The organism is Desulfobacterium sp. N47 (genome assembly GCF_051233685.1).
Lineage (GTDB): Bacteria > Desulfobacterota > Desulfobacteria > Desulfobacterales > RPRI01 > RPRI01.
On sequence record NZ_JBAMMY010000314.1, the window covers coordinates 1 to 12,082 of the forward strand.

A 12,082-nucleotide genomic window follows, 5' to 3' on the forward strand; every position below is an offset into this window, starting at 1 on the left:
GTGCGGCGGTGAACCAACCCCCGTTGACTGGAGTCCAGAGCTTACCTTTCTAAGCCGCCTGTGCGGCGGTGAACATATTTCCCACCTTGATCAACGTTTTGATCAATTTCTAAGCCGCCTGTGCGGCGGTGAACACTCCATAGTATCTTTATGCAGACTATCTTCATTTCTAAGCCGCCTGTGCGGCGGTGAACCTCAAACGCAGCCTTTAATATTTCTGCTAATGTTTCTAAGCCGCCTGTGCGGCGGTGAACTTCCGACTCTTCGTCTTTTGCCAGCATATTCATTTCTAAGCCGCCTGTGCGGCGGTGAACGATAAACTTACAATCCGTATAAGGTTTTATCATTTCTAAGCCGCCTGTGCGGCGGTGAACTTAGACGAGAATAAAGGTCAAATCGACTATCATTTCTAAGCCGCCTGTGCGGCGGTGAACATAATAATGGGGCAAGGAGACTGCCTCCTTCATTTCTAAGCCGCCTGTGCGGCGGTGAACATCAGGCTTTAACGGGTTCATGCTGTTATACTTTTCTAAGCCGCCTGTGCGGCGGTGAACGTCAGCTAAAGCAGACGGCTTGTAAGTAAGTCTTTCTAAGCCGCCTGTGCGGCGGTGAACGTACACTCATCGGGCAGTTGCGTCAAAAGGTTTTTCTAAGCCGCCTGTGCGGCGGTGAACGCCGGATGCTTTGGCAATGTAGTCCTTTCGGATTTCTAAGCCGCCTGTGCGGCGGTGAACAGATAATGAAGCCCGTGCCGAGTTCTGCAAGCTTTCTAAGCCGCCTGTGCGGCGGTGAACCCCAAGTTGCTTTCGTCATCCATCCCCTTTGCTTTCTAAGCCGCCTGTGCGGCGGTGAACTGGCTGAATTAAAAGAAAGACAAACAAGTATTTTTCTAAGCCGCCTGTGCGGCGGTGAACCTAAGGACTAAAACCTAAACCATGCAGCCCCATTTCTAAGCCGCCTGTGCGGCGGTGAACATAAAATTAAAAAGATTGAAGCAGAATTTAAAATTTCTAAGCCGCCTGTGCGGCGGTGAACTATGGGTACGAGTTGAGGACTCTTACGACGCTTTTCTAAGCCGCCTGTGCGGCGGTGAACCATGTCAATTCCGATAGCCGGTTCAATAGGATTTTCTAAGCCGCCTGTGCGGCGGTGAACGAAATATCACCAAGCGGCATATGTAGGCAATGTTTCTAAGCCGCCTGTGCGGCGGTGAACTAAATTGGTCAAAACTCTCAACAGACGTTTGTTTTCTAAGCCGCCTGTGCGGCGGTGAACAGAAAACATGGATGCAAAGCTCGTCCCGTCCGCTTTCTAAGCCGCCTGTGCGGCGGTGAACTTTTGAATTAGCCTTTGACCGTGGAAGCGTAATTTCTAAGCCGCCTGTGCGGCGGTGAACGGCTATGGCATCTACTATCACCTTTCTCGAAATTTCTAAGCCGCCTGTGCGGCGGTGAACAATCATCTAACCGTTTAGATAAACTATAACCTTTTCTAAGCCGCCTGTGCGGCGGTGAACAAAATGATAAAATACACAAACGGAAAATATGTATTTCTAAGCCGCCTGTGCGGCGGTGAACAAGGTGGCGTACCGGAAGATCCCCGCATAATATTTCTAAGCCGCCTGTGCGGCGGTGAACCGCCTATTGCCTCTGGGGGCATACCTCCAGATTTTCTAAGCCGCCTGTGCGGCGGTGAACTAGTTTGAGTTTTAGCACATTTCAAATATTCGTTTCTAAGCCGCCTGTGCGGCGGTGAACGACAAAAATGGACGCTTTGTAACGGTTTACGATTTCTAAGCCGCCTGTGCGGCGGTGAACAATCAAGCAAATCAGAATTACGTGTTCGCACTTTTCTAAGCCGCCTGTGCGGCGGTGAACGCTGAGGCCGAGGCTAAGATAAAGGAAGAAGATTTCTAAGCCGCCTGTGCGGCGGTGAACTGTGTACTGTTTGGTAATAAACACTTTAAAAATTTCTAAGCCGCCTGTGCGGCGGTGAACACGAAGACCTTGGAAGTCTCGGTTATCGCCACTTTCTAAGCCGCCTGTGCGGCGGTGAACGGGCTTTTTGCCACAACAAATTGCCGTAATTTTTTCTAAGCCGCCTGTGCGGCGGTGAACATCAACTATTATCATCGGAAATACTCCTCATATTTCTAAGCCGCCTGTGCGGCGGTGAACATGATGTGGATATGTATCAATAAATTTATTGTTTTCTAAGCCGCCTGTGCGGCGGTGAACACTAACCAGCAAACCAACCAACGGCCAACCAACTTTCTAAGCCGCCTGTGCGGCGGTGAACTCTCAAGAAGAGCACTGTGTTGGGTTTCTGTATTTCTAAGCCGCCTGTGCGGCGGTGAACGTCAGTGCAATGATTCTAAATTGTTTGTATCATTTCTAAGCCGCCTGTGCGGCGGTGAACCTGCCATAATCGCTAACGTGGCCTCAGTCGCATTTCTAAGCCGCCTGTGCGGCGGTGAACGAGAATGTGATTATAAAACGCTCCTGGATTATTTTCTAAGCCGCCTGTGCGGCGGTGAACATTACGCGCCCATTTTTATCAAAATCTTTAAGATTTCTAAGCCGCCTGTGCGGCGGTGAACTGCAACATTACAGTAAAAAAATAAGTTATAATATATGCTTAGTAGAAATTGTCCCAAAAACCCAAAAAAAACAGCTATACTTAAACTTATTGATAATAAAACAAAATTTATTAGACCGTTTTTTTAGGTTAAAACAACGGCACTGTGGTTGTATTGCTCAACCCATAACAGGAGTACAAACCGGTTTGTGGAACCTCCATCACCTGTTTTTCAATAAACAAACGGAAACGCTGCCCGTTTGTCTGGCTGGTCATATTGATATAAGGCAGTTTGCTTTGTTGCTTTTCAAAATCTTCAAAATGTGCCAGGGCCTGTTGCATTGTTTCCCCTTTACGTTTGGATCTGCGCCTTGCCAACTTTTCCTTGTTGCCTTTGAGTTTAATATGCTTGAAACAGGCATGCCCGGCTAATTTTTCAGGCACAGACTTTATTGGGGAAATATGCACATAATCTTTGAGCCGGTTAAGCCACTTCTCACATTGCATTTTTTCTAGCAATTTCTCTTCTTCCGCATAGAGCCGTAGTTTTGTACCAAGAGAATATTTGCCGGCATTATATTCTGTAAAACTTACACCAACGGGAGAAGTATTATCTGCAATTTTATTTTCAGCCAACGCAAGATGAATCTGCTGATAAACCTTTTGCCAGAGAAAAAAAATACCTATATCTGCATTGGGCAATAAGAATATTTCTTGATAGTAGTTCATATATTCTCCTTATTTGTCACTTTCGCCGAAAACACCACCACGCACCAGAACCGCCATGACATAGTGTTCATCTTCGATACGCTCCAGTTTTTCTCCCCGAGCAAATTTATCAAAGAAAGTGTAGAAATCCTGTTTATCTCTTGGCGTACGATAAGCTTTCCCAAGGTTTGTCACTGCGCCATATGGTTCAATGGCGATAGGACCTGCTGAAGTTGCCGGATCGCCAAATTCAGGATACCAGGTATCAATAGTGCGCAATGCATTGCCGATTTTTTGCGAGTGCATAGCGGCTATGCCATCCACAGAATAAAGCACCTTGCTTTTCTTCCCTTTACCCTTGTCTAACACCAGTTCTTCGCTGGGATAGACTTCTTGCGCTTTTCCAACTTTGGCATAACAGATAATTTCCAGCATCAGAAAATCGTTTTCGCTTGATAATGCATAGGCGATATGTTCTGCCAATGAAGACACTTTAGCATCATTCAAATCAAAATTTCTTGTACTGAACTTGGTTGCATCAAAAACCCAGGACTGCTCCGAGCCTTTATTTAAGGCATTTACCTGTACTTCTATATTTTCTGCGCCTACCCGGTTGCGCCACAAAAACCTGGCATTAGCGATATTCGTTGTATATCGCTTTGCCAGCTCACTGAATTTTTCCCGGCTGATATAGTCTTTGACCGCAGTTTTGTAGCTTTGGTTAAACGCGGCGTTGTTACAGGCTGATGGATTTTCCACTCCACCAAGAACTTTTAAAGTAAAATGAAGTTTCAGTGTATCTTCTTCAGTCCCTAAGGCGCTGACATCAACTGTCTGAAGATTAGGCTTTTCAACCTCAGCATTTAATTTTGCCGGATCATTCTGAATTGAAGATTTTAAACGGTTCGAGATGGTGCCTCTAACAGATTTTTCCTGTAATTTTAAAGGGATTGCACTTTTACGATCTTCCCACTTAGTTCCATACATCCGTCCATCGGAAGGAACTAATTTCTTCTCAAAAGCTAGTACTGATGCAGTGTTCTCTTTTATTGCCATGATTTCTTCTCCTATTCATAACTATTGGTTGTTTAATTTATTTCGATCGGTTTGTTGACATAAGTAAAGATTTTTTTCCAAGTCTGTGTGGTATGACCACAGGATTTCATCCAGGGAATGAATACGGTGCGGCATACGAAACTCACCCAGAGTTACAACACTTTCGGCAAAGCGGTGCGGTGTCTCAGGGTCGCGTTGGTTTTTTGCCTGTCCTAATTCAGTAATACCATGGAAGCCTGTAGCGATTGGAACAATCCATCCCGAAGTTTGCCGTTGGCTTGTCCAAATGATATTACCTGTATCATCTTGCTCACAGGTATGATGAACAGCCAGATAATCAAGTAAGGCAGCTATCGCATCCTGGCCTTGCTCCATTGCCTCCATCATCAATTCGCACCGTTCAATTATGGCATAGCCCGGCATTAACTGGCGAGTAAGTTTACGCAGTTCGGTATAGTTGCCTTCTTCTATCCTGTGAAGTAGCGGCTTTTGAAAATATAATATATCTCCACCAGCTATTTTCAGGGAGGCATCTAGATGATGGGAAACATTTTCTATTAATGCCTCTTCATCGTCTTTATCAATGCGAGGGAATTCAATAAGTAGAGAAACATCCAGATGACATCGGGCTTCTTCGATGAATGATGATCTTTCGCCGTCTTTGTCCAGTGGATTACCCATGCCGATAATTGAATGGACATAATCACCGGCGCCTTTATAGGTTTGCAGTTCCATATCATGGATAACAACTGCCACGCTGTCAAAATTCACATTTGTCAAGCCACTACCATTAACTTTTCGCTGCAACGCATGAACAGCGCCTAGCCATGCCGTCATTGCAGGAAAGCCGATTGTAAAAGGGCTTGATAGTGCATTGGCATTATGAATTTTGATATGTGGCAAGAGCAAAAGCCGTCTGATATCTCCAATCATCGTAGCGCCTCCTTGTTTTGAGTTACAATCTCATGAATATGTGTCCGTTCCGATTCTCCTAACTTATACGCCTGCTTGCCCAATAATTTTTCATAGGTTCTGACGGTCCAAACGGAAATCTCCATGCACAGTTTGTCGAGCCATTCATTTTCTTCTTCTCGGGTTTGCTGGAATTCATCACAAAGCCAAATTTTCTGATGTGGTTTTAACTGAGAGTTCTCTGACCAATATTGTTCTTTAGAAACAGCACGAACTGCCCACATTTTGTCAATAATACGATCCATTAAATCCTGAAGACGATAGTCACGCACTTCCCGAATACGTATATTGTTGTAATCAGTTTTGAACAGCTTGTGCAGTGCATCAAAGACTTCTCGATATTCGAAATAACGGAATGACTCGATAAAGAAATTTTGTTTCGGAAAACGAATGTCGCGTTTTTGTATGGTAGGTGGCAAGGAGATTAGTAAATATGCCTTACCACGGTATTGGTTGTTTAACACACTTATATTTTGCGGCTGAGCACCACCATAGCCAATGGTTGTGATGCTATACAACTCAGCAAATCCCTGTTCACAGTATGTACTGTTTCGTTTTTTCTCTCTTATTTCTTTTACTTCATCAGAGAACCGTAAACTGTCAATTCGCTTTCTCAACTCAAAAATTATGCCCGAATTGCTGAGTAATGAAAGTAGGTGGTACTCGTCCAACACCGGAAAATAGACCTGTTTTATTTTAGAGCTAGTTGCAATTTCTGAAGCAGGTCTTGCTATTTCCAAAAAGCCTTTCCTTAATGAATCATATGATTCTGATTGAATATTTAGTATCTTTTTTGCCAAGTCTGTTTCAATTTCAATATGCTTTAGCAAAGTATTGCCATCCGTCATTTGTAATTTGAGAAAATTGTCAACATCCAACGCAGCGGCGTCTCCTAAAGAGTCTAATTCTGCTTTTACATTTCCACTCCTTAGAAAGCCATCAGCAGCTTTTTCTGCTGTACATATTACAGGGCTCACATAAGTATGATTATTAAGGTTTTTCTTACCTATACCTGTACTCGGATGACTGTACTTGCTTGGATGTGTTGAAAAAGCTCTGCTTCCCGCTTTTTTTGCAGCTTTTGGGAGCCATACCTCCCTTGAAAACAACTGATCACATTCCATTTGATTCTCTCGTACTTCTGATTCTTCCATAGAAGCTTTGAGGTTCTTTTTGAGCCATGCTTCTTTTTTTTCTTGAAAAAAAGCATCTATTGCCGGATCTGCCATAGTTACCTCCTCTTAAATTTTTATAAGGCCAAATTCATCTGAATATTCATATTCCTGACCTTCTCGATATACAAAACTCAATTCCCCATAACGAAGCGAAATCGATTTTTTACTGCTATCTGTTTGCGCTGCATAATTTCCAAGTAATTCATTATAGTCTCGTTTTAGCCATAATCTGCTTTCCTGTTTTTTGCTGATACCCTGATGATGTATTTGTAAGATATTTTCACGGTTAATCGGGTAACCTTGTTCATCCTTTTCTACAAATACACAACTTTCTTTATCCGAATCATACATCAAAAATACCTTAATATTTGGTTCACCTTTACGAAATGGATTTAGGGCTTGAGGCAACGCTGTTAACCACCATGTTTCAGCCAGATAACCTTGCAGTTTTTCCGGCCCAACACCAGTATAGTTTGCAAGTATATTTTGAGTAACCATATGTTCTAAATCGACCAGCGAATTTCGATAATTCAAATGTATCGGCTTCTGAATGCGTGGAATGGCATTTACAGTTTCTGCAACCGACTTTGTATCAATAAGTTGACATAGATTATGAGTGTTCAGCACGATCTTGTCTTCATAACCCGGACGGCAGAAATATTTTTTTCCCGGCTGATTCCCTGCCTTGACTGTTTTCCAGTTATATTGCAACAAAGAAATATTAGGATAATCAGCCGTACCTTCCCGATGCCTGAGAACACGGCCGGCAAGCTGGATAATAGAGCGGAAGGATGACGGCTCCACTATCGCCCAGTCAAAGTCATGGTCGCGACCAATTTCTTCCACTGGTGTAGCCACCAGAATAAAGGCCATTTGTTTGGCGGAACTGTTGTCCAAGTGCTCACGGATTACTGTATTAAAAAAAGCATTCGGCAATTCACCAATATTTTCTTTGCGTTTGAGTATGCTGTCCAAATGTTTTTCCTGCTCATGACGCAAAAGAAGTACCTGCTGAGAGTGGTAAGCCATGACCCTGACATCAATATCATCGGACCAGTCGCATTCAATGAGATATTTACTCAAAGATATACAGGGAACTATATTTGCCATACGCACGACACCAAATGAAACTTTTATGCCTGTTCGCTTATCTTCAGAGTGGTAATGCTTATGTTTAACCAATATGGCCTGCCGGATTTTGGAAAAATATTGTTCTTGCTTGGTTTCATCACTTTCATATTCATCAATAATGTTTTGGCATTCAATTATATCAGCTTTGCGCTTTGCCTGTTGCCGGCTTAACTTTTCCACTCGTTTTGTGATAAACTGCTGGTGATTGTCACGATAAGATGTGATCGAATCATGATGTTGACGTTCATTAATGCTTTTTATGCTTGTTTTGAATTCATCTATCCATGCACAGCCAATTTTGCAGCTGGCATCACGGGTTTGTTTATATATCAGCCAACCGGCGCGGTATGCGTTAAAATAACCTTCAGCCAAATCGGGCGGAATCGTGGCGGATGAAATCATCACCTTGCGGCCTAACATCCCGGCAAGGTGGATTAAACGGCCAATGGCAATCAAATCGCTGTCGGTGAAGTCATCCACTTCATCAATGACTAAATCAGATGACATCAGGCGTAAACCTGGCAATATATACCGGCCACCCCGTTTGGTTTCCGTCGCTCCCATTATATGATCGATGGTGCAGGCCAACACAGGGGCATAAAGGAATTTACGGTCACGCTGTTGCTTGAGCACTGTTGCCAGGCTTTCTTCCGGAATATCGCATGAAAAATCGACATCTTCATCTAATAAGGGCTCAATAGATTCAGAACCTAATGGATTATCTCCTAAATATTCATTATTGTGTGCTGCCTGATTATGAAGCTCCATAATGGCTTTGGAGCCGATCAACACTGCGAGTTCACTGTTATCCAGTCCTATCCGCTCACGGTATTCATCCCCTGTTTGCATGGTCAGCGTACGTAAACCTAAAGCGAGAATATAGCGCAGGCTGTCACCATCTGAAGATAACGCCCGCATGATTTTGGCATTGGCAATGGTTTTGCCACAGCCGGTACTGGCCATATTGACGGCAAAGAAACCGTATTGCGATTTGCCTTGTTGCTCCCGCCATACGCTTATTTTTTCAACCGCTTTATTTTGCCAATCAAAAGCCTTTGGACTGGGCTTTTTGAATGCAAGTATGCCTTGGGCTGCGGGCGGCTCATGTTCAAATTTGGGCAATAAATGGGCCGTGTGAAGAGCGTATTTCATAACGCCCACAAGATGCTCATCCAGTTTTTGTTTGAATGCCTTTTTATTGTCCGTATTAGCGAACAATCCCGTTGTATCATGCCAGTTTTTATCCGCAGGTTGCGATGAGTAATAATGATCTCCCAGCATTAAGCATAAACGGGTATGATATAAGATCAAGCGGTAGCCCCCATCACTTATGCTTTGCTCAATCATGGGCAAGCAGTTTTGCAGGCGTTCTGCCCATTTTTTTAGTTGTTTTAGCCACCGTGAGGATTTGCTTAAAAAGCCGTTGGGAAGTTCAAAGCACGCATTGAGCCTTTTCAGATATTCCTTTTCATCGTAACGATTTTCATAACCCCAATCTTGGGAAATATATTTTAAAACCGACTCAATATCAGGTGCAGGTTCATCCCGCCAACTTTTTGTATCGCATGGCAAAGGCATTTTATGGTGCGACACGATCAACCAGGCAATTAATTTCGCCGCTGGAGGGAGTTGTTTTAGCGGTTTTTGTTCACGTTGTTTTACAGTGCTTTTTATCAGTGCTTCATCAAGTTTGCCATTGACCAGAGTCATCAGCCAGAGATTGTCATTATTCTGACTGTCAGTTGTTTTGATTAACGCATGCAACAATAAACAGGAAATCCATTCATGACGCATTGGATCACCTAATCTGGAATGATTTTTCAGTTTTTTCTGGAACAATTCAGTGGCTTTTCCCCAGTCATGAATTAGAGCTGCAAGTGCAGCAAGCGCTTTAATAACCGGCAGATAATGCCAGTCATTTTCAAATTGTGTAATAGTCTTTTGTGTACTATTTACCGGCACCACGCCCTGTTCATCAAACTTACTCTTATTCCCCACCACCCATAAAAACTGGCTTCTGGAGCGGCTTCTGATCCAGTGGCAGGAAACTGCCGTACTTTTGCTGGCGGTTTGCCGCAGCATTTTTTTTACGGTATTAAGGCCATCTTCCGTGATGACGGTCTGCCAGGCATTGTCTCCGATGCGGTTTGCAAAGGCATCGAGCACCCGGCGGGTTTTTTTGAGGGCATTTTTTTCACACTGGGATATGAAGGTCACCATCATAACGGGGCATCCTCCATATTTTGCTTTTTGCCCTGCAGAGCAATTTCTTTGACCTGATCAAACATTGTATCCAGGGCTTTATGATCGATAAATGCCTGCAAACATTGCTGGCGGAATTCCTGCTCGGTTGCGTTTTCTTTAGCGCAGATGAACGCCCATGGTAAAACAACAGCATCTTTGACTATGTCTGCAATGTCAAACACCAGTGCGCCGCGCCGGGTTTTGCCGTGCATTACTGCAAATCCGTGAGGTATGCCCAACACCCAAAGCGTTGAAGCGGCAAGTCCGTAAGCGAGATAGTTGCCATGGTTGAGAAAATCGTTAGCTTTGTCGGTAGATTCCCGTTCACGGATAAAGCCGGTCATGTTTGTATGCCGGGCTGCTATTTTATAAAGTTGTTTGGTAAGTTGGGCTTCTGTGGTTAGCAGATTGGTAGTATTTGGCGCTGTGGCGATTTGTGCCTCATTGGCATCCAGTGCGTGAGAAATGGCTGGATCACCGGCATCAAAACCCGCAAGTTTAAGTTCGCGATCCTTGCTCCAGATTTGTCGTAAATAGCCGATGCGGGCATTTTGCAGTTTTTTTGCAGCTTGCAGGCGCTTATCATCATCAAACCAGAAAGAAAGCCAGCCTTGCAGGTATTCCGTTGGCCGGTATTCGCTTTGCGGAGTCAGCCATTCGATCTCATTGCCCATATAAAGCGGAGTGCCGCCTCCGCCGCAGAATCCAAGGAGTACACCTGCCTGGGCCAGCATGCGCACCGCAGCCTGGGTAATGGAAGTGCCTGTGCCTAAGAGTATCACTGTGGTATTGGCAATAGGTATGTTAAAGTAAAGATTGTCTTTGGTGGTTTCAGTGAGATACAATACACGTCCGTCTTTTTGCATGACACGGCAATGTTCCAGGTAGTACATATTGGCTCGTTTGGAATGCAGGATTGTTTTTAAGTCCGACGGCGATAGATCGTCCATTTATTCTACCCCCTTCCAATTATTATATAAATCATCTTTGCATCATCTCCATCCAGATCATTGCCGTGAGCCTTGCATCATCCAATGCCCGGTGCAGGTGCAGATTTTTCGGCAGGTTGACCAAAATATGTTTTGCTACTGTAAGAAGTTTGTGATTTTCCAGATCCGGGAAGATTTTCCTGCTTATATTTAAAGTGCACAGGTAGTCATTGCTTAAGACAAAACCGAGACGGGAAAGTTCGTACCGAAGAAAACTTATATCAAATACGGCATTATGCGCAACCAGGGTGCTTTTTGAAATGAATTTAAGAAAATCGGGGAAAACCTCTTCGGGAGTTGGTTCTCCCGACAGCATCTCATTTGTTATGCCGTTGACTTTTTGAGCTTGTTTTGAAACTGCTTTGCCGCAATTAATAAGGCTTTTGAACTCTGAAATTATATTGCCGTTTTCAATATGAACAACACCGATTTCAATAATCCTTGCGCCATGCTGCGGGTTAAAGCCGGTTGTCTCAACATCAAAAATTACATATTTATCTGAATTCGATGACATTTTTATATTTCGTGTAAGATAACGAATAAATAGAACAAATTTCTAATGAGCAAAAAAGGTTTAAGAATTTGTTAACACTTTGTATGAGTCAAAGCAACAGGATTTGAAAAAATGTGGGAGGTGGATATTAAACTAAATGGCGGGGTGTAAAATAATAGCTTATAAGTTCATAAGTTGATATGTTGATAAGGTTAAAGGTTAAAGGTTAAAGGTTAAAGGTTCAAGGTTCAAGGTTAAAGGTTAAAGGTCCAAGGCGCAAGGAATAGAATTGGGGTCAAGTCTGCTTTTGGCTCTTGACTTTTGTTTTATTTCATAATAAACAAGCAACATGTCATGTCCGCTTAGAATAGAATATCCGGGTGCATGGTACCATGTTATGAACCGCGGAAGGCGGGATGAGAAAATATTTGCAGACGATGCGGATTATGCAATGTTTGTTGAGCTTCTCGAAGATGCATCGGAAATGTGGAAGGTTAATGTTGCCGCCTATTGTTTAATACCCAAGTACAAAAATGGAACTGGCTTCATAAGACATTTATTTTCTCAATTCTTACAAAAAACAAAGAAGAATGGATAAAAAGATATTTATAAATCAAGACGGGGGTCGTATAATGAACCAAGAAATGTTTTGATTTATCTGATCAGAGTGCTTCGGCGTGATAATATGAAACAAATCGGGCAATATTTTAATATCGATAAATCCACTTCAGTCAGCA

General features: G+C 43.3%; 8 protein-coding genes and 1 CRISPR repeat array. Of the genes, 1 reads left to right on the forward strand and 7 read right to left on the reverse strand.

What is annotated here, in order from left to right:
* Window positions 1-46: 46 nt before the first annotated feature.
* Window positions 47-2,599: a CRISPR direct-repeat array (repeat unit 28 nt; unit sequence TTTCTAAGCCGCCTGTGCGGCGGTGAAC).
* 128 nt (window positions 2,600-2,727) lie between these two features.
* The 7 genes from cas6f to VXK47_RS20140 are packed head-to-tail and all read right to left on the reverse strand — an operon-like array spanning window position 2,728 to window position 11,366.
* Complete coding sequence (cas6f, locus tag VXK47_RS20110; RefSeq protein ID WP_435550579.1) at window positions 2,728-3,306, reverse strand: type I-F CRISPR-associated endoribonuclease Cas6/Csy4; 579 nt, start codon at window positions 3,304-3,306, stop codon at window positions 2,728-2,730.
* Between the two features lie 9 nt (window positions 3,307-3,315).
* Window positions 3,316-4,341, reverse strand: a complete 1,026-nt coding sequence (gene csy3 / locus VXK47_RS20115) for a type I-F CRISPR-associated protein Csy3 (protein ID WP_435550580.1) — start codon at window positions 4,339-4,341, stop codon at window positions 3,316-3,318.
* A 21-nt stretch (window positions 4,342-4,362) separates the two neighbouring features.
* On the reverse strand, window positions 4,363-5,274 hold the full coding sequence (gene csy2, locus VXK47_RS20120; RefSeq protein WP_435550581.1) for a type I-F CRISPR-associated protein Csy2: 912 nt from the start codon (window positions 5,272-5,274) through the stop codon (window positions 4,363-4,365).
* Window positions 5,271-6,542: a type I-F CRISPR-associated protein Csy1 gene (csy1, locus tag VXK47_RS20125; RefSeq protein ID WP_435550582.1), complete on the reverse strand. Its 1,272-nt coding sequence runs from the start codon at window positions 6,540-6,542 to the stop codon at window positions 5,271-5,273. Before csy1 ends, csy2 begins: the two co-directional genes overlap by 4 nt.
* Before the next feature lie 12 nt (window positions 6,543-6,554).
* A complete protein-coding gene (gene cas3f, locus VXK47_RS20130; RefSeq protein WP_435550583.1) occupies window positions 6,555-9,842 on the reverse strand; it encodes a type I-F CRISPR-associated helicase Cas3f in 3,288 nt (1,095 codons plus the stop codon).
* A complete protein-coding gene (cas1f, locus tag VXK47_RS20135; RefSeq protein WP_435550584.1) occupies window positions 9,839-10,813 on the reverse strand; it encodes a type I-F CRISPR-associated endonuclease Cas1f in 975 nt (324 codons plus the stop codon). Before cas1f ends, cas3f begins: the two co-directional genes overlap by 4 nt.
* Window positions 10,814-10,844: 31 nt before the next feature.
* On the reverse strand, window positions 10,845-11,366 hold the full coding sequence (locus VXK47_RS20140) for a 3'-5' exonuclease (protein ID WP_435550585.1): 522 nt from the start codon (window positions 11,364-11,366) through the stop codon (window positions 10,845-10,847).
* A 376-nt stretch (window positions 11,367-11,742) separates the two neighbouring features.
* Between VXK47_RS20140 and VXK47_RS20145 the strand changes: the two genes are divergently transcribed.
* A complete protein-coding gene (locus VXK47_RS20145; RefSeq protein WP_435550586.1) occupies window positions 11,743-11,943 on the forward strand; it encodes a hypothetical protein in 201 nt (66 codons plus the stop codon).
* The last annotated feature ends 139 nt before the right edge of the window (window positions 11,944-12,082 follow it).